At 60.6% G+C, this 17,526-nt stretch carries 17 protein-coding genes and 1 other annotated feature; of the genes, 2 read left to right on the plus strand and 15 right to left on the minus strand.

The genetic code is table 11. The features are described 5' to 3' along the window. Positions 1-56: 56 nt before the first annotated feature. A complete protein-coding gene (gene leuS / locus VE23_RS08110) occupies positions 57-2,498 on the minus strand; it encodes a leucine--tRNA ligase (RefSeq protein ID WP_048748933.1) in 2,442 nt (813 codons plus the stop codon). 68 nt (positions 2,499-2,566) lie between these two features. Then, positions 2,567-2,808, minus strand: a binding site (T-box leader). 182 nt (positions 2,809-2,990) lie between these two features. Between leuS and VE23_RS08115 the strand changes: the two genes are divergently transcribed. Further along, positions 2,991-3,713 (plus strand): 3-ketoacyl-ACP reductase, encoded by a 723-nt coding sequence (locus VE23_RS08115; protein WP_048748932.1) that lies wholly within the window; start codon positions 2,991-2,993, stop codon positions 3,711-3,713. A gap of 75 nt (positions 3,714-3,788) precedes the next feature. On the opposite strand, the gene VE23_RS08120 is transcribed toward VE23_RS08115, so the two are convergent. Beyond that, the gene (locus tag VE23_RS08120; RefSeq protein WP_157053931.1) at positions 3,789-4,460 is read right to left on the minus strand and encodes a hypothetical protein; all 672 of its coding nucleotides are present in this window, start codon (positions 4,458-4,460) and stop codon (positions 3,789-3,791) included. Positions 4,461-4,571: 111 nt separating this feature from the next. Continuing rightward, positions 4,572-5,093 (minus strand): GNAT family N-acetyltransferase, encoded by a 522-nt coding sequence (locus tag VE23_RS08125; RefSeq protein ID WP_048748929.1) that lies wholly within the window; start codon positions 5,091-5,093, stop codon positions 4,572-4,574. A 502-nt stretch (positions 5,094-5,595) separates the two neighbouring features. On the opposite strand from VE23_RS08125, the gene VE23_RS08130 reads away from it, so the two are divergent. Continuing rightward, positions 5,596-6,024, plus strand: coding sequence for a GNAT family N-acetyltransferase (locus VE23_RS08130; RefSeq protein ID WP_048748927.1), 429 nt, complete (start codon positions 5,596-5,598; stop codon positions 6,022-6,024). Between the two features lie 380 nt (positions 6,025-6,404). On the opposite strand, the gene VE23_RS08135 is transcribed toward VE23_RS08130, so the two are convergent. The 12 genes from VE23_RS08135 to VE23_RS08190 all read right to left on the minus strand — a co-directional run bounded on the left by VE23_RS08135 (position 6,405) and on the right by VE23_RS08190 (position 17,432). Beyond that, positions 6,405-7,178 carry a class I SAM-dependent DNA methyltransferase gene (locus VE23_RS08135; protein ID WP_021879571.1) on the minus strand — a complete coding sequence of 258 codons (774 nt, stop codon included), beginning with the start codon at positions 7,176-7,178 and terminating at the stop codon, positions 6,405-6,407. 242 nt (positions 7,179-7,420) lie between these two features. Next, a complete protein-coding gene (locus VE23_RS08140; RefSeq protein ID WP_048748926.1) occupies positions 7,421-8,371 on the minus strand; it encodes a CvfB family protein in 951 nt (316 codons plus the stop codon). Further along, positions 8,368-8,715, minus strand: a complete 348-nt coding sequence (gene rsfS / locus VE23_RS08145; RefSeq protein WP_021879573.1) for a ribosome silencing factor — start codon at positions 8,713-8,715, stop codon at positions 8,368-8,370. The genes VE23_RS08140 and rsfS overlap by 4 nt, the downstream gene beginning before the upstream one ends. Before the next feature lie 25 nt (positions 8,716-8,740). Continuing rightward, positions 8,741-9,301: a bis(5'-nucleosyl)-tetraphosphatase (symmetrical) YqeK gene (gene yqeK / locus VE23_RS08150; protein WP_048748951.1), complete on the minus strand. Its 561-nt coding sequence runs from the start codon at positions 9,299-9,301 to the stop codon at positions 8,741-8,743. Beyond that, on the minus strand, positions 9,294-9,914 hold the full coding sequence (gene nadD, locus VE23_RS08155) for a nicotinate-nucleotide adenylyltransferase (RefSeq protein ID WP_048748924.1): 621 nt from the start codon (positions 9,912-9,914) through the stop codon (positions 9,294-9,296). The genes yqeK and nadD overlap by 8 nt, the downstream gene beginning before the upstream one ends. A gap of 54 nt (positions 9,915-9,968) precedes the next feature. Next, the gene (yhbY, locus tag VE23_RS08160; RefSeq protein ID WP_021879575.1) at positions 9,969-10,262 is read right to left on the minus strand and encodes a ribosome assembly RNA-binding protein YhbY; all 294 of its coding nucleotides are present in this window, start codon (positions 10,260-10,262) and stop codon (positions 9,969-9,971) included. Between the two features lie 16 nt (positions 10,263-10,278). Beyond that, positions 10,279-11,175 carry a shikimate dehydrogenase gene (gene aroE, locus VE23_RS08165; RefSeq protein WP_021879576.1) on the minus strand — a complete coding sequence of 299 codons (897 nt, stop codon included), beginning with the start codon at positions 11,173-11,175 and terminating at the stop codon, positions 10,279-10,281. Between the two features lie 22 nt (positions 11,176-11,197). Beyond that, entirely contained in the window at positions 11,198-12,319 is a 1,122-nt protein-coding gene (gene yqeH, locus VE23_RS08170; protein WP_048748922.1) for a ribosome biogenesis GTPase YqeH, read from the minus strand. Beyond that, positions 12,316-12,843: a YqeG family HAD IIIA-type phosphatase gene (locus VE23_RS08175; RefSeq protein WP_021879578.1), complete on the minus strand. Its 528-nt coding sequence runs from the start codon at positions 12,841-12,843 to the stop codon at positions 12,316-12,318. Before VE23_RS08175 ends, yqeH begins: the two co-directional genes overlap by 4 nt. A 130-nt stretch (positions 12,844-12,973) precedes the next feature. Then, positions 12,974-15,223, minus strand: a complete 2,250-nt coding sequence (locus tag VE23_RS08180) for a DUF4129 domain-containing transglutaminase family protein (RefSeq protein WP_048748919.1) — start codon at positions 15,221-15,223, stop codon at positions 12,974-12,976. After that, the gene (locus VE23_RS08185) at positions 15,216-16,472 is read right to left on the minus strand and encodes a DUF58 domain-containing protein (RefSeq protein WP_021879581.1); all 1,257 of its coding nucleotides are present in this window, start codon (positions 16,470-16,472) and stop codon (positions 15,216-15,218) included. Before VE23_RS08185 ends, VE23_RS08180 begins: the two co-directional genes overlap by 8 nt. A 3-nt stretch (positions 16,473-16,475) precedes the next feature. Next, positions 16,476-17,432 (minus strand): AAA family ATPase, encoded by a 957-nt coding sequence (locus VE23_RS08190; RefSeq protein ID WP_048748918.1) that lies wholly within the window; start codon positions 17,430-17,432, stop codon positions 16,476-16,478. Positions 17,433-17,526: the final 94 nt, after the last annotated feature.

The raw sequence follows: 17,526 nt of genomic DNA on the forward strand, positions 1-17,526 counted from the left end.
CCTCCGGCGGCCTTTCCTCCTCTTCATCAAGGGGGTCGGCCGCCATCGGAATCACTTTAATTGGCTACGATATTGACGAGCTTGCCTTTGACTGCGACGACCTTGCGGACCGTCTTGCCTTCCGTCAGCTCCTTCACGCGAGGGAGCTCTTTGGCGATCCGTTCCATTTCGTCCGTGTCGGTGTCGGCCGCGATGGATACGCGCTCGGCGATTTTGCCGTTGACCTGCACGACGATCTCGACCTCCTGATCCACCGTCCAGGCTTCTTCATAAGAAGGCCATGCCACATACGTGACGGACTCGGAATGGCCCAGCTTCTCCCACAGCTCCTCGGCGATGTGCGGAGCGAGCGGCGAGAGCAGCTGCACGAAGTTCTCCATGGAACGGCGCGGCAGCGTGTCGGCCTTGTAGGCTTCGTTGACCCAGATCATCAGCTGGCTGATCGCCGTGTTGAAGCGCAGGTTGTCGAAGTCGTCCGTTACCTTCTTGATGGAGCGGTGCCACACCCGATTCATCGCGTCGCTTCCCTCGGCATCCGAAATCTTCGGATTCAGCTCGCCGTTCTCGCCGACGAACAAGCGCCAGACGCGGCTCAGGAAGCGGTGCATGCCCTCGACGCCGCTCGTGTTCCATGGCTTCGTCGCTTCCAGCGGCCCCATGAACATTTCATACAAACGCAGAGTGTCGGCGCCGTATTCGCCCACGATGTCGTCGGGATTGATGACGTTGCCGCGGGATTTGCTCATCTTCTCGTTGTTCGTGCCGAGAATCATGCCTTGGTTGACCAGCTTGTGGAAAGGCTCCTTCGTATCCACGACGCCGAGATCGTAGAGCACCTTATGCCAGAAGCGCGCATACAGCAGATGAAGCACCGCATGCTCCGCGCCGCCGATATACAGGTCGACCGGCAGCCATTCCTTCTGCTTCTCGGCGGAGCACAGCTCCTGATCGTTCTTCGGATCGATGAAGCGCAGGTAGTACCAGCAGCTTCCCGCCCATTGCGGCATCGTGTTCGTTTCGCGGCGCGCCGGCAGTCCCGTCTCCGGATCGGTCGTGTTGACCCAGTCCGCAACGTTGGCGAGCGGAGATTCTCCCGTGCCGGAAGGCTTGATCGCATCGACATCCGGCAGCAGCACCGGAAGCTGGTCCTCCGGAACCGGCTTCATCGAGCCGTCCTCCAGATGGAGAATCGGAATCGGCTCGCCCCAATAGCGCTGGCGGCTGAACAGCCAGTCGCGCAGGCGGTAGGTCGTTTTGCCGCGTCCTTTGCCCGTCTCTTCCAGACGGCTGATCATGGCCGCGATGCCCTCGCTGTTGGACAGGCCGTTCAAGAAGTCCGAGTTCACATGCGGTCCGTCGCCTGTATACGCTTCTTCCTCGACGCTGCCGCCTTGGACGACCTCGATGATCGGCAGGCCGAACTGCTTGGCGAATTCCCAGTCGCGCTGGTCATGGCCCGGCACGGCCATGATCGCTCCCGTGCCGTAGCCGGCCAGGACATAATCCGCGATCCAGACCGGAACCTTGGCTCCGCTGACCGGATTGATCGCATAAGCTCCCGTGAAGACGCCGGATTTGTCCTTGGCCAGATCGGTGCGCTCGAGATCGCTCTTGCGGGAAGCCGCCTCGCGGTAGTCCGCGACAGCCGCCTTCCGATCCTCGGAAGTGATGGAGTCTACCAGCTCATGCTCCGGAGCCAGCACGCAGTAGGTCGCGCCGAACAACGTATCCGGACGGGTCGTGAACACCTGGATCTCCGCCGCAGAGCCGTCGACCGCAAACGCCACCTCCGCGCCTACGGACTTGCCGATCCAATTGCGCTGCATGTCCTTGATGCTCTCCGACCAGTCCAGCTCCTCGAGATCCTCGAGCAGGCGCTCGGCATACTCGGTGATTCTCAGCACCCACTGGCGCATCGGCTTGCGGATAACCGGATGGTTGCCGCGCTCGCTGAGGCCGTTGATGACTTCCTCGTTCGCCAGCACCGTGCCCAGCGCCGGACACCAGTTGACCGGCACCTCGGCCACATAAGCGAGGCCTTTCTTGTACAGCTGGATGAAAATCCACTGCGTCCATTTGTAGTAGTCGGGATCGGTCGTGCTGATCTCGCGGTCCCAGTCGTACGAGAAGCCGAGCGACTTGATCTGGCGGCGGAAGTTGTTGATGTTCTTCACCGTGATCTCGCGGGGATGCTCGCCGGTATCGAGAGCATGCTGCTCCGCCGGCAGGCCGAAGGCGTCCCAGCCCATCGGGTGCAGCACGTTGAAGCCCTTCATCCGCTTGTAGCGGGAGACGATGTCGGTCGCCGTGTACCCTTCCGGATGGCCTACATGCAGACCGGCTCCGGATGGATAAGGGAACATGTCGAGCGCGTAGAATTTCGGCTTGCCGTAGTCCTCCGTCGTGCGGAACGTCTTATGCTCATCCCAATGCTGCTGCCATTTCGGCTCCAGCTTCTGGGGGTTGTAGCCTTGCCCTTCCATTCTTTCCTGACTCATGGCCTATGCCTCCTGTTCATTGTCGCGGGGGCGCAAACGCAAAAAACCTCCCGTCCCAGCGATTAATCGCTAGGGACGAGAGGTTTGAATTCCCGTGGTACCACCCTAGTTGGCGCCCGGCATGCTTTGCCGCGGACACCCACTCATGAAGTCCTTAACGCGGACCATGCGGCAAGGCTGCTCCGAATCCGGAATTGACCTTGCGGCTCCGAGGCGAGATTCGGCACGCTGCGGGTCCGGCTTGCACCAACTGATGCCGGCTCTCTAAGTCCACGCGATGCGGCTTACTGCTCCTCTTCAACGCCAATATGGCTAATTTAAGTCCGATTATAGTGGATTGCAGACAGGGAGTCAAGAAGCCGTCGACGGCTGTCGAATCCTGCGGCGCATCATGGCGCTCGCTCATGAGTTCTTCATTTGTTCCTCTTCCAGCCTTCCTATATAATATAAAATGCTGTGCAAGTCCATTCTACATCGACAGGAGAGATTCCATTGGAATTGAAAAATAAAACGGCTCTCATCACCGGCGCCGGCAAAGGCATCGGTCGAGCTTCCGCGATCGCTCTCGCTAAGGAAGGCGTCCATCTGGGCCTGATATCGCGCACCGAGTCCGAGCTGGCATCGCTGGCAAAGGAGCTGACCTCCCAGTACGGCATCAGCGTCCACTACGCCGTCGCCGACATCTCCGACGCGGCCGAGGCGGCCGATGCCGCCAAGGGCCTCGCCAAAGAGCTGGGCAGCGTCGACGTCCTGATCAACAACGCCGGAGTCGCCACCTTCGGCACGGTAGCCGAAATGGATCCGGCCGAATGGGAGCGGATCGTCCGCATCAATCTGTTCGGAACCTATTACGTCACCCATGCCGTGCTTCCTTCCATGCTGGAGCGCAAAAGCGGCGCCATTCTCAACATCGCCTCCACGGCGGGCGAGCGCGGCTTCGCGACCGGCTCCGCCTACAACGCCTCCAAGTTCGCCGTCATGGGCTTCACCGAGGCGCTCATGCAGGAGGTCCGCAAGTCGAACATCCGCGTCACGGCGCTGACGCCAAGCACGGTCAATACACCGCTCGCTTCCGCAAACGGCCTGCTCAAGGGCAACGACAGCGATAACAACATCCTGCAGCCGGAGGATGTCGCCGAGCTGATCGTCGCCACGCTCAAGCTTCCGGACCGCGTGTTCATCAAGACCGCAGGCATTTGGACGACCAATCCTTGATTGCTTGATTGCTTTAAGATTAGCCGGCATTCCCTTGGAATGCCGGCTTTTTGGACCTTTCAGAAGCTGCAGGCTTCAGAAATGCAAATGGAGCTTCCGAATCCGGAGTTCTCGATTCTCGTTCGCAAACCATTGCTCCAGTTCTTCATAATCCCCGATATCTGCGGCTGCCGTTTCAATCCAAATGCGGTCCGTCCCGTCCCAACCATAGTCCATGACCGGCCATGCAGGGGACGAAAGGAGCTGCCTCTGATCGCCTTCGTCGCCGTAAGAAAGCATCGTCATCGTTCGATAATCGATGGGAAGGATCAGATGGCGTACGACACGATTTCCCTCGGGATAGGCAAGACGAAGCAGAATGCGTCCTCGATCAACGCGGCTGTCCACGTAGAGCCCTCTCGGCAGCTCGATGCTGGAAGTGCCGGAGTCCCCGCTTCGGACGAGCAGCAGGGAGCAGGATTTATTGCCGCAGCCGTACTTCACCACTCCCAGCCGGTCGGTCTCTCCCGTCTCGATCTCGGAGAAGGCCGTTCGTTCAAGCTCCTCTTCTGCGGCGCCTTCGCCCTCCAGATAAGCCCGCAGCGGCGCCAGCTCATCCAATGGGAGCTCGATCCCGCTTCCCTGATCGGAGCGGATGACCTCCGTCCTGCCCGGCATGCTGTCGGCTTCGCGCCCGAAAACGCTCCAGCTCCAAACAAGCAGAACAGCCAAACCAAGCAAAAGGAGAAGGTTTCTTCTCCTCTTCATCGACATCCTCATCCGCATCTTCATCTGCTTGATCAGCCGCCTTCTTCATTATCGATCGCCGTTGTCCTGCATCAATCTATTAGCCGAGAAACAAGTCCACGCAGAACGAAGCTAGCCGCCGATCCAGAATCTCCGGACGACATTCCCGTTCTCCTCGGTATGCGGAGCAGCCTCGATTCCGCCGTTGTTCAAGATCGTCCGCGCGGAAGCCTCGTTGGAGCGGTCGCAGACGACCAGCACCTTGGCGATGCCGAGCTCGGCCGTCTTCTCCAGCGCCAGCTCCAGCAGCTTCGTCGCATAGCCCTTGCGACGCGCGGAAGGGCGGATGCCGTAGCCGATATGACCGCCGCTGGAGAGGAGAAACGGCGTCAGGCTATGACGGATATTGACGGCTCCGAGTACGCGTTCCGTCTCATCGACGAGCCAGAAGGTCGAATCCGGCACCCAGCCCTCCGGAAGTCCGATGCCGGCGCTGTTTTTTTCCAGCCATTCCACCATTCCGGCGAAATCCGCCGGTTCCTTTGCGATGACCCAGGGAACCATGTCTTCTCCGCTCTCGACCCATTCCTCGTAGAAGTCCTTATATTCTTTTTCCAGCCGCAAATCCGGAACCGTCAGCCTAACATTCCCCATCGTTCTTCCCCCTCTATTGTCTGCATATCGCCCCAATGCGGACAGCTCCCTTTTAAAAGGAATTTCCCAATCGGCAACGAATCTCTCTAATTCGGGAAAGTATACCATGCCGCGCCTTCAACGAAAATAGAGGGGTCTATCACGCTCATTGGAAAATCAGTCCTGCTGCATCCCTTCGTCGAAATCAGTTTGGGAGCTTCGGTACCGACGGCTCGCCGATCCGCGGGTAAGCGCCACCCTTTCATCAGGGGCTGGGAATGCCGTTTGCTCCGGCCGAGGTCAAGGAACGGACGACGAAGCACGCCATAACAACGGAAAATGCGGCTTTAGCAGGGACGGCATCCCGTGGGATGAGGTTTGCAAAAACGGCAATCGGCTGCTCATGAGCAGTCTCGATCAGAAATTCAACGAAAGGGGTTGAAGATCATGGAGCAGAACCGCAGCCTCTCATAGAGGGCGGATACCCAGGCCGCCTGAGAATAAACCAAAGGTGGTTATGCAAATGAATCCGAAATCCATCGTCATAAAAGAGCGTCAGCCTTCGGTAGAGGAGTTCGTCTCCCTCTGGCAAGCCGTGGGGTGGGGACATGCAGATGCCGAAATGGCCCGGAATTCCATTCCCCAATCTCGTTATGCCGTCGTAGCCGAGCTGGACGGCGAGGCCGTCGGAATGGGCCGGATCGTCGGCGACGGCGTCATGTATTTCTATATCCAGGATGTCGCCGTCCACCCGGAGCATCAAAGCCGCGGAATCGGAAAAAGAATCGTGGAAGAGCTGCTCGACTACGTTCGACGGAGCAAGCTGGACAGCGGCATTGCTTTTACGGGACTGTTCGCTGCGGAAGGCAAGGAAGCATTCTATGAATCGTTTGGATTCAAGAACCATGCTCCCGGCATGACGGGGATGTTCCATGTATTTGAAGTCAAATAGGTTTTCAAGAGAATGGGTTTTCACCGCTGATCCAAAGAAGAGGTAAGGTTCCCCGAAAAAGAGGGGCTTTACAGCCTTCTCTATCTGAAAATAAATACTACTAACATGTAGATTACATCCTTCTATCTTATTCCATCTACATCTACTATAATGAAAAAAATGGTAAAAGGAGGTGACGAAGTTGAAGAAAATGTTTCTCATGCTTGGTTTGACAGCATTGCTGGCCCTTCCATTCGCTTCTCTAGCTTCTGCTGCTGCAGCTCCTCAATACTGCTATACGTCCCCTATTACATGTTTGGAGAAGTTTTATTAAACTTCCAGTTAGGCTGTCAAAAAGGCTGCTCTCTCGACGCATGTCGAGTGAGCAGCCTTTTTGAAATCTATTTCACCGCCGCAAAAAACAGCCGCTCCGAATCCGGCCCCGGCTCTCTCAGCTTGAAGTCTCCATACCGGTCCACCCGGCTGAAGCCGGCGGCCTTCAAAGCCCGGACGATCCAGTCGGGATCGTAGGCTCGCTGCAGATGGGTTTCCTCGAAGCGGATGAAGCGCCCGTCGCGGTCTCCCGCATCCTTGGCGAATATCGTCAGATGATGGCGGATCTCGATGCGGTCTTCCTCCAGCTCGGACGTCCAGATGTAGCCGACATCCCGCTCATCGAGGAAGAAAGGCTGCTCCTCCGCGTACCTCCGAAGCGTAGACGGCGCATGGACGTCGAACAGGAAGACGCCGCCGTCCTTCAGCCCCCGGAAGGTCGCCTTGAAGGCCGCTTCGATATCTTCTTCCTCCGTCAGGTAATTCAGGCAGTCGCAGAAGCTGATCGCGGCGTCCACCGGATCCGGCAGCTCCCAGTCCCGCATATCCTGCTGCAGCCAGCGGACGGAACCGGCATTGGAACGGATCGCCTGCTGGGGCGTCTCGTCCCATTTGCTGCGGGCGATGGACAGCATGTCCGCGGAGAGGTCGATTCCATAGACGCGGAAGCCTGACTTGGCGAGCGGAATCGACAGGCTGCCGGTGCCGCAGCCGAGGTCGGCGATGCTTTCCGGCACGCCGTACCGCTCCCAGCACTCTCTCATGAACCGGATCCAGTCCGGATATGGCATATCTTCCATCAGCCGGTCGTAGACGCCGGCGAATTGGCGGTAAGCCCTCATGGCAAAACCTCCTAAGCAAACACATTTGCAACGGCAGACGCTTCCTTAAGTGCGCATCAGTCGTATCAAGCCTTCAAGCCCTGCAGGCGCAGCACGGTGAATGGCGGGGCATCGCCTGCCCTCGGCTCAACCGCCACGCCTTCGAGCCGAAACGAACCGCATGGCCGCATCGACGAGCCCTGCCTCTTGATCCAACCAGCAAATTTCAACCTGCAGACGAAGCGGCCGTCTCCGAGCGAAACCTATTCGGCTCCGCCGTTTTCCTCAGCCGAAGCTTTGCCTTCCGTCGCGGCGCCGCTCTCGGCTTCCGTGATCAGCTTCGTCCAGTTGCCTTCCTGGCGGACGAGCCCTTCGCGCATCAGCTTGCCGACGGCGCGCTTAAACGCCCCCTTGCTGATGCCGAACTTGTTCTTGATGATCTCCGGAGGAGTCTCGTCGGAGTACGGCATCGCCTGCCCCGGACGCTCTTTGATGAACGCAAGGATGCGGTCCGCGTCCTCGAGACGTCCTACCTGCTTGAGCTGGCCCATCGACAGGTTGGCGCGGCCGTCCTCGCGGACGAAGGTTACCCGGGCCCGGACACGCTGTCCAAGGCGCAGCGGCTCCGGACGCTCCGATGCCGGAATCATGCCGTACGCTCCGAATCCGATGACGTCGCCGTCCAGGACGACGAAGGAGCCCATCTGCAGCGTGCGGCTGACCCAGCCTTCCTTCCATTCGTTGCGCCAGGCCGCCGGTACCGGGAATACATGCTTCGCCAGATCATCCTCGCGCGCGAGCTTGCCGAGCAGGCGGCCGCTCTTGTCATGCGACAGCGTCACGTAGACCTCATCGCCCGGCAGCGGACGGAGGTCGACGAGCTCCGGCAGCTCCGAGAGCGGCAGCAGCAGCTGCCGTCCGAGACCGATCTCGAGGAAGCAGCCGAGACGCGGATGAATGTCCGCGACAGCCAGCCGCTTCAGCTCTCCGAGCCGGATCAGCGGCTTTTTCATCGTGGCGGACAGTCGGTCGTCGGTATCGTGGAACAGGAACACTTCCAGCTCCTGCCCTTCCTTCGGCTTATGTCCATTCGTCTCGCTGTAGTGCAGCAGCACTTCCGTATCCTCTTCGTCTCCAAGGCTTAGAAAAAAGCCGAAGGGCGACACTTCGCGCGCCACCCTCAGCTTCAATATTTGTCCGGCGTAGGGAGTCATGCGAACTCCACGACCTTGGCGTCGGACCACAGCCGCTCCAGGCTGTAATAGTCGCGCTCGTCCCGGTGGAAGACATGCACGACGACGTCTCCGAGGTCGATCAGCACCCAGCGCGCGGTATCCATGCCTTCAAGGCCGCGCATCGTCACGCCGCCCTCCTGGGCGCGCTTGCGGATCTCCGTGGCGATCGCTTGCACTTGCGTATCGGAATTGCCGTGGCAGATGACGAAATAATCGGCGACGAGAGAAATATCCTTGAGGTTGAGCGCGACGACGTTGCCCGCTTTTTTATCTTCGGCCGCCTCGACGGCGGCCTGCAGCAGTTGTTCGGAATTCAGGGCCATTCAGTTGCCTCCTAATGTGTAATCGTTATGGGTTGCGAATCAAATCGTTCCGTGCAGCGAGCGTCAGGGGATAGATTACTTTTCCCTTCTCCAGCAAAAATCGTATCGTCGAATCGAAACCGGCTCTGAGCGCGGCGTCGAGGTCGGTCTCGGCAAGCTCCCGAATGCCGTCCACGCCGGGGAAGTCCCGTCCCGGCTCCATGTAATCCGCGAGGCATACCACTTTGTCCAGCAGCGTCATGCCGGCCCTGCCGGACGTATGGTAACGGACGGCGTCGAGCACCTCGATATCCGTGACGCCGTAGTCCCGGCGGGATATATAGGCCCCTGCGGGCGCATGCCACAGCTCCTTGTCGTAAGACAGGATGCCGAGGTCGGCGCCCTCCTCCCGGATCGCTTCTTCCATCCGGTCCACCGGCCAGTATTTGGCCAGATCGTGGAGGATGGCGGCCAGCTCCGCCTTGTCCGGATCCGCTCCGAACCGCTTGGCGAGCACGATGGCCGTCGAGATGACGCCCTGCACATGCTGCCAGCGGCGCTCCGGCATGCCGGAGCGAATCGATTCGATCATCTGCTGCTTATCCATCATGGCGGTACAGTCCCTTCTCCAGAAGGTAATCAAGCGCCGGCTCCGGAACGAGGTACCGGACCGACAAGCCCGCACCGAGCCGAGCCCGGATCGCCGTCGAGGAGATCGCCAGCCGCGGCATCGAAGCCAGCAGCAGACGCTCTCCGAGCTTGTCCGGAAGTCTGCCGGCCGCGGCGGTGGCGGAAGCCGCCGGATCGCCGTCGTCGGACGGCCGGTCGACGCCGATGAAGCGGATCCTCTCCGCAAGCTCGCCGATCCGGTGCCATTTCGGCAAATCTCCGATCCGGTCCGTTCCGATGATGAGATGGAATTCCGTCTCCGGCATCTCTTCCTGCAGCTGCAGGACGGTATCGAACGTGTAGCTGACTCCGCCGCGCTTCAGCTCGATATCCAGCGCCCGGAAGCGTGGATGGGCTTGTACGGCGAGCCGGACCATGCTCCAGCGGTCTTCCGGAGAAGCCCCCGGAGCGCGGTCCTTGAGCGGAGGCCCGGCATTGGGGATGAACAGCATCTCGTCCAGCCCGCAAGCCTCCATCGCCCGCTCCGCCGCAATCATATGCCCGATATGAATGGGATCGAACGTGCCTCCCATGATGCCTGCCTTGCGCATTCGATCCCCTCCTCCCCATGGCCGGCATGCTTCGGTATTACGGAAGCGTGCAGCCTAGCGGGGAAGCACGATCGTCTTGTAGTCCTTGGATTCCTTGTACAGCACGATCGTCTTGCCGATCACCTGCACGAGCTCCGAGCCGGAGCCTTGCGCCAGCTGGGCGCCGACTTCGCGCGCATCCTCGTCGCAGTTGTTGAGGAGATTGACCTTGAGCAGCTCGCGCTTCTCGATCGCTTCCTCGACATGCTTGACCAGCTGCTCGTTGAAGCCGCCTTTGCCGATTTGGAAAATCGGGGTCAGATGATGCGCCATCGCGCGCAGATGGCGTTTTTGTTTGCCTGTCAACATAAAATCACATACCTCTCTATGGTGCGGACTTCTCCTGCATCGCCTGCAGGACGGCTTCCCTCATCGCTCCGGTCGGAGCCGGTATGCCGGTCCAGTATTCAAAGGCGTAAGCGCCTTGGTAGATAAACATGCCGAGTCCTCCATGCGTCCGGAGGCCGAGGCTGCGGGCTTGGGCCAGCCATGCGGTTTCAAGCGGATTGTAGATCAGGTCGCTTGCGACCGCGTCCGGCCGCAGCAGCGATACGTCGACAGGGCATGCGTCTACATTAGGATGCATCCCGATCGAGGTCGTATTCACGACGAGATCCGCTGAGCGGAGAACATCCTCCGCCTCGCCGCCGGACTGCTGGAGCGCCCGCACCTGTCCAAGGGAGGCAAAAGCTCCCGCCAGCTCTCTGGCGCGCTCCTCGGTCCGGTTCAGCACCGCGACCTCCGCCGGCTCTTCCTTCAGCAGCGCGTACAGCACGCCGCGGGCGGCCCCGCCGGCACCGATGACCGCGATGCGCTTGCCTCGCAGATCGGGCATGGCCTCTTCCTTGAGGGAACGGACATATCCGATTCCGTCCGTGTTGTAGCCGGTCAGGACGCCGCCTTCGTTCACGACGGTGTTCACCGCTCCGATCAGGCGGGCTCCCTCATCGACATGGTCCAGATGGCTCATGACGTCCAGCTTGTGCGGAATGGTCACGTTGACGCCGCGGATGCCCATCGCCCTGACTCCGGCCCAAAAATCGCCTAGCCGGTCAGCCGCGACATGGAAGGCGGCATAAGCGCCGTTCACTCCGGCCTCGCGGAAGGCGCGGTTCATCATGACCGGCGATTTGGAATGCCGGATCGGGTCGCCGATGACGCCGTACAGCGTCGTATGGCTGTCGATTTCCACTCCGGCCATTCCATTCGACTTTGCCATCATGCCGTCAGCACTCCCGTCTCTGTCAGATTAAAGCCTCGCGGACGAGAACCTTGACTCCCTTGGGCGCATACACTTCGATCTGCGCGCCGCTGGTGCCGTTGACGCGGATCCAGCCCAGGCCCGAGACGAACACGTCGGACTCGCTCCCTTTTGGAATGCGCAGGGAATGGCGCGTCCAGGCCGGCATCGTCTCGAGCTCTTCCCGCGAAGGCGGGGCAAGCAGCTCGCCCTTGTGCTGGGCATAGAGATCGTCGGCGCGCTCCAACTTCGTCCGGTGCACCTTCATCGCATTGGCCGTGTACAGCGTGAAGCTGAGGTTGGCTCCGGCCGCATAATCGAACCGGATCAGGCTTCCGAAGAACAGCGTCTGCCCGGCATCGAGCTGGTAGACGAGCGGCTTGATCGGCTTGTCCGGCAGCAAGGCTCCCAGAACGCCGCGCGGCACGAGCTCCGTCAGGCGCGAGCGGTACACGATGCCCGGCGTATCGACGATGGCTTTGCCGTCGTCGAGCGGGATGCGGATCTCGTCGAGCGTCGTTCCGGGGAACCGCGATACGGTCAATTCCCGGTCCAGATCGCTGTAGTCGGAAATGAGCCTGTTGATGAGCGTCGACTTGCCGACGTTGGTGGCGCCGACGACGTAGACGTCGCGGCGGCCGCGCAGCTCCTCGACCGCTTCTACGACCCGCTCGAAGCCCATTCCCTTCTTGGCGCTGCACAGGACGATATCGACCGTGCGCAGCCCTTGCGCCTTGGCCTGCCGCTGCACCCAGTTGCGGATGCGGTTGTAGTTCGTCCCCTTCGGAAGCAGGTCGATCTTGTTGACGACGAGCAGCACGGGATTGTTGCCCACGAAGCGCTGCAAGCCGGAGATCAGGCTTCCTTCGAAGTCGAACAGGTCGACGATATGCACGACGAGGCTGTCGGTAGACGCGATGCCGCCGAGCAGCCTCAGGAATTCGTCATGGTCCATGGACACCGATACGGCGTCGTTGTAGTTGCGGATGCGGAAGCACCGCTGGCAGATGACGGCTTCGCCGCCCTTTGCCGATGCCGGGACGTAGCCCGGCTTGTCCTTGCTGTCGGACTGAAGCGCGGCTCCGCAGCCTGCGCATCCTTGCTTGTCCAGTAGTTTTTCGCTCACTTGCTTGTTTCCTCCTCCTGCCACAGGCCCTTGCGGCGCAGCCGGGAGAGGGCAATCCGTTCCAGCAGCCGGTTGATCCGGGTGCCGAAGCCTTCATCCGCCGGCGAGATGGGAGCTACGAGTATCGTATACAGCCCCATCCGCTTGCCTCCCAATACATCGGTCATCATCTGGTCGCCGACGACCACCGTCTGTTCCGCCTCCAGGCCAAGCACCGCCAGCGCCTTGCGGAACGCTTGGGTGGACGGCTTGCGGGCCGCATGGATGAACGGAATCGCCAGCGGTTCTGCGAATCGGGATACCCGGGTCTCGTGGTTGTTGGATACGACTACGACTTGGAAGCCGAGTTCCCTGACCCTGTCGAGCCAGGCGATCAGTTCCGGGGTCGCCAGTGCGATCCGGGCGCCGACGAGCGTGTTGTCGAGATCGGTGATAATGCCTCGAACACCCTTCTCCTTCAGCAGATCAAGATCGATTTCATATATAGATTTCACGCGCATGTGCGGCACCAGCCGTTCAAACATCGCTTAGTCTCCCTTGCTTAGAGCCTGCTATCTTACGAAACTATACCATATTACAGGATAACGGCGCAAAAAGGAACCGCCCTGTCAACAGGAGCGGTTCCTTTCCCGAAATTTGCCGGCTGGGCCCGGATCAGCCCGGCTTGCCGAACCTGCCGAGCACGCCTTTGACTTTGCCGGCGAAGGCCTCGGCGTCGCCGTATGAAACGGGCTGTCCGCTGTATTTCACTTTCTCGAAATCAGCCAGGATAGCCTGAAGCTCCTGCTGCAGATACTTGCGCTGCTTGGACCACCGCAGCACCGCCTCCCTCAGCGTCTCGTGATCCTCCTTGACCAGGCCGCCCCGTCTCGCGGAGCGGATCATCCGGCCGGTATCCCACGATATCCGCTCCTCGGCAGACAGCGAGCGGATGCGCAGGCGGCGCCAGGAATCGGCCAGGAAATGCCGGTTCACGAATGCCGCTGCAGCCGCGGCTGCCGCCAGGAAGATACCCCCGATGACGTAGACGTAGGACGGAACGTTGAAGCCGGATGTCTCGGCAGCCTCCGTGTCCGTTGCCGGAGCCGCGCTTGGCGCCGGCGTCGGGGTGGCTGCCGCTGCCGCATCGTCGGCTGCCGCCGGATACGGATAAGCGAAGCCTGCCGTCGGCTCGAACGGAATCCAGCCGTAGCCCTGGAAGTAGATTTCGACCCAGGAGTGGGCATCGGAGTTCCGCACTGTATAGGTGTCGCTCTCCATCCATTCCTCGGGGCCGCCTCGCATGCCGCCCGGCGTCGGAACGCGGTTCGAGCCGGAGGCATAGCCTTTCACCCAGCGGGCGGGCAGATCGACGGAGCGGGCAAGCACGACCATCGCAGACGAGTAATAGTCGCAGTAGCCTTCCTGGATTTCAAAGAGGAAGGAATCGACGAAATCGGCGCTGACCTTTTTGCTCGTATCCGGTTCGTTGGTGTACGGATAGTTGACCTTCAGGTACGTTTCAATCGCCGCAGCCTTGCCGAAGTCCGTCGTCTCGGCAGCCGTCAGATCGCGCCCAAGCTGAGCGACCCGAGACGGAATATCCGTCGGGAGCTGCGTATACATCTGCTGATCGGCGCTGTTGTCCATGAAGGCCTTTGCATTCTTCACGCCATCGTCCACGAGCGTCTGCTCGGAGACGATGGAATAGGTTTTGGGGTACGTCTTCTGCCCGTTCTCGTACCGGAGCTCCATGGAGGAGGGCCCCCAGCCCCCAGACCCGGAAATGCTCCCGGAGTCGTTGACTGACTTCAGCGATTGGATGGCGGAGGCTCCGAACAGGACCGGGAACATGTCCTTGCGGGCCATTTTGAACTCTTGACTGATCTCCACCGTATCGGCGGCGGAGCGATCCCACGCCAGCGAAAGCTCGCTGCCCACAGCCAACGGCATGAGCTGCTCGTTCTTCTCGAGCTCGCTGTCTTCCCAGCCCTTGCCCGTATAATACGATTTCGTCTCGCCTCTCCAATAGCTCTTGCGGTCCGACTTGACCGTCATGACCGGGGAATAGTCGTAGTTGAAGCCGCCGCCAAGCTTGCCGTCCTCGCGGCTGTAGCCCGACTTGCTGCTCTGCTTGCTGGAGTTCGCCGGCGCAATGCCCTTGTCCCCTACGAAAGACTGGACCTGCTCGCCCTGGGCTTCCTTCCATACCGTGTACGGATCCTTGATGATCGGCGGAATCTCGGGAACGAACAAGCCCGTCGCCATGACGAGGGAAAGCACCAGCACGATCGGCAGGAGAAGTTGCGCCGGGTAGCTCTTCAGCCTCGTCCAGCTTGCGGGATGGTCCCGCTGGAAGCGGGCGAAGTGCTCGGCGATCAGCCAGACCAGTCCGGCGAAAATGACGACGGCCGTGTTGTCCCATAGATAGATCGGCGTGAAGGAATCCGTCACGGCCAGCACGAGCAGGCACACCGAAGTGAAGCCGACAATGCGGATCCGGATACGCGTCCAGGCCGAGAAGAGGATATAAATCATCCACACGGCGAGCGCGATCTCCAGAAACGGATGAAGGGCGGCAGCATTATCCGCCAGATAGGACAAGCGGTCATCCATGAGAATCGGATCGTATGGCGTCCACTCGATGGGAGCGGCGGCATAGAGGATGACGCCGATGGACGCAAGCTGAAGCAGGATCCGGTATATTCTCCGAAGAGGCAGCAGCTCGGCCAGGGCTGACACGCCCAGGACGAGGTAAGCGACACGGAACGTTTCGGGCCACCAGATCTTCTCCAGCACCGATAGGCTGCTCGCAATCATGACGGCTGTCAGAAGGCCGCTCAGCATGACGAACCAGCGGGCGGTGGGGGCGTTCATTCCCTGGACAAGCCCCAGGTAGCGGCGGGCTTTCCTGCCTTCAGGCATCGTTGGCGACCTCCCTTCCGTCAAGCGCGTCCGGAAGCTCTTCCAGGCTCGAGATCACATAGACAGGGCCGCCGTAATCGTGGAATGAGGGGCTGTCCGTTCCCGAGGAACGGTCCTCGATCTTGATGCAGCAAGGATTCATGCCCCGCCGGGACAGCCTGGACATCGCCCGGCGCACTTCATCCGCACCGGCGTCCGTCACGAGCACGGCCAGCGAGCCGCGTTCAAGCACGGCCTCCGCCTCCGGCAAGGCGGCATCGATTCCTTCCGCTCCATCGTTGTCCGCCGCGGTGAGCAGATCCATCGCCCGATGAAGCTGATCGCCGCCGCTGCCGGAACGGAGAATGCCCGGAATCCGGGATGAAATCCAGAGCCCCATCGACGTATTGCGCCGAAGTCCGTGCTGGAACAGGGACGCCGCCGTCGACACGGCGATCTCGAATCGGGCTTCGGCGCCCGGAGCCTGGCGGCGGCAGGCATCCAGGAGCACGATCGTACGCGGAAGCGCCTCGCGCTCGAATTCCTTGGATTTCCACTGTCCGGTCTTGGCGGTCGCCCCCCAATGGACGCGGGAGAGGCGGTCGCCCGGCAGAAACTCCCGGATGCCGTTGATCTGGGTCGTCTCGCGCGAAGCCCGGGGAGCCGAGGCATGCGAATAATGGCCTTTCGCCCCTCTGCGCACCCGCTCCCAGCCGCGAAGCTCGATCGTCCTCGGCCTCACGGCAAAAGCGTCCGCCGATTCGAAATGGCCGGTGTGCTCGAAAAAGCCGAACAAATCCCGCGTCGAGCATTCGGTCGGCAAAAACCGGTAGACGCCTCTTTCCAGCGGCGGCGTCCTGTAGGAAGCCTGTCCGCTCCGCTTCACATTCGGCACGAAGCTGATCTCGAACGGAATCTCTTCGCTGCCGTTGCGCTGCAGCCGTTCCCGGACAAGCACGTAGGGAACGGGATAATAGCCGGGCATCTTCATGCTCAGGCTTACTTCCTGAGAGCTCCCCGCGCTCAGAACCGCCTGGGCCGCCGGCGACAGGTCTCCGGAAGCCCTGATCAGGCGTTTGCCCGATATGCCGCGGATACCGCTCCAATAACCAAGAGAAATATAGACGATGAGTCCGTTCAGGATGCAAAAGATCATGACGGCGGTTTTGCCGCCTTGAAAAAGCATGTACAACAGGCTGGAGACGTAGATCAACGCCAGCAGCCGCCACCTGAAGGCGGACTGGCGCCTCCTTGCAGGGATCGAGCCCATCGATCAGCGCTCCAGCCGGACCGGCACCTTGGTCCGGCCGATGACGTCCTCGATGACCGTCTCGGCGCGGGTGCCGCCAAGCCTCGCAGCCGGCTTCAGCAGGAGCCGGTGCGAAAGCACGTGGACGGCGAGCTGCTTGACGTCGTCCGGAATGACGTATTCCCGCTTCTCGATCAGCGCCCGGGCTTTGGCGGCGCGCATCAATGCTACCGCCGCGCGCGGGCTGGCTCCCAGCTGCACGCCTTCATGCTCGCGGGTGCTGCGGACGAGCCGGACCAGGTATTCTCCGACCGCCTCGTCCACATGGACCTTCTCCGCCAGCTCCTGGAGCTTGACGATGTCGCCGATCTCGGCGACCCGGCCGAGCAGGTCGGAAGGATGGCCGCTTTCCTGCTTGAGCACCATGCGCCTCTCCTCGGCTTCCCCGGGATAGCCGAGCGACAGCCGCATCATGAAGCGGTCCATCTGGGCTTCGGGTAGCAGATACGTTCCCTCGAACTCGATCGGATTCTGGGTTGCGATGAGAATGAACGGGCTCGGCAGCGAATACGTCTCCCCGTCCACCGTGATGCTTCTCTCCTCCATCGCCTCGAGGAGGGCGGACTGGGTCTTCGTCGTCGCCCTGTTGATTTCGTCCGCAAGGACGAGATGGGACATGATCGGACCGGGACGGAAGATGAACTGCTCCTCCCGGGGATGATAGATGGTCAGGCCGGTAATATCGGTAGGCAGCAGATCCGGATTGCACTGGATCCGCCTGAAGTCGCCCCCGATGGAGCGGGCCAGAGCCTTGACGAGCTGGGTCTTGCCTGTGCCGGGAACATCTTCGAGCAGAAGATGGCCTCCTGCCAGCAGGGCGATCAGCACGAGCTCGATTTCGCGCTCCTTGCCGAGGATGCAGGATTCCAAATTGCGTCGAATGTCCGTGCACAGCTGTAGATCGGATGCGTAGACTTCCATGTCCATGACTCCTTCCGAAGACGGCTTCCCCTGCGATAGCGGTATCCTATTAGTTTACAAGAACCGACTAATTCTAACAATAACATCCGTTTCC

The organism is Paenibacillus sp. D9, assembly GCF_001188365.1.
Lineage (GTDB): Bacteria > Bacillota > Bacilli > Paenibacillales > Paenibacillaceae > Paenibacillus_O > Paenibacillus_O humicus.

Excerpts from the sequence above, each read along its gene's own strand:
- leuS (WP_048748933.1), bottom strand. The coding sequence starts at position 2,498 with ATGAGTCAGGAAAGAATGGAAGGGCAAGGCTACAACCCCCAGAAGCTG.
- VE23_RS08120 (WP_157053931.1), bottom strand. The coding sequence starts at position 4,460 with ATGAAGAGGAGAAGAAACCTTCTCCTTTTGCTTGGTTTGGCTGTTCTG.
- VE23_RS08125 (WP_048748929.1), bottom strand. The coding sequence starts at position 5,093 with ATGGGGAATGTTAGGCTGACGGTTCCGGATTTGCGGCTGGAAAAAGAA.
- VE23_RS08130 (WP_048748927.1), top strand. The coding sequence starts at position 5,596 with ATGAATCCGAAATCCATCGTCATAAAAGAGCGTCAGCCTTCGGTAGAG.
- VE23_RS08135 (WP_021879571.1), bottom strand. The coding sequence starts at position 7,178 with ATGAGGGCTTACCGCCAATTCGCCGGCGTCTACGACCGGCTGATGGAA.
- VE23_RS08140 (WP_048748926.1), bottom strand. The coding sequence starts at position 8,371 with ATGACTCCCTACGCCGGACAAATATTGAAGCTGAGGGTGGCGCGCGAA.
- rsfS (WP_021879573.1), bottom strand. The coding sequence starts at position 8,715 with ATGGCCCTGAATTCCGAACAACTGCTGCAGGCCGCCGTCGAGGCGGCC.
- yqeK (WP_048748951.1), bottom strand. The coding sequence starts at position 9,301 with ATGGATAAGCAGCAGATGATCGAATCGATTCGCTCCGGCATGCCGGAG.
- nadD (WP_048748924.1), bottom strand. The coding sequence starts at position 9,914 with ATGCGCAAGGCAGGCATCATGGGAGGCACGTTCGATCCCATTCATATC.
- yhbY (WP_021879575.1), bottom strand. The coding sequence starts at position 10,262 with ATGTTGACAGGCAAACAAAAACGCCATCTGCGCGCGATGGCGCATCAT.
- aroE (WP_021879576.1), bottom strand. The coding sequence starts at position 11,175 with ATGATGGCAAAGTCGAATGGAATGGCCGGAGTGGAAATCGACAGCCAT.
- VE23_RS08175 (WP_021879578.1), bottom strand. The coding sequence starts at position 12,843 with ATGTTTGAACGGCTGGTGCCGCACATGCGCGTGAAATCTATATATGAA.
- VE23_RS08180 (WP_048748919.1), bottom strand. The coding sequence starts at position 15,223 with ATGCCTGAAGGCAGGAAAGCCCGCCGCTACCTGGGGCTTGTCCAGGGA.
- VE23_RS08185 (WP_021879581.1), bottom strand. The coding sequence starts at position 16,472 with ATGGGCTCGATCCCTGCAAGGAGGCGCCAGTCCGCCTTCAGGTGGCGG.
- VE23_RS08190 (WP_048748918.1), bottom strand. The coding sequence starts at position 17,432 with ATGGAAGTCTACGCATCCGATCTACAGCTGTGCACGGACATTCGACGC.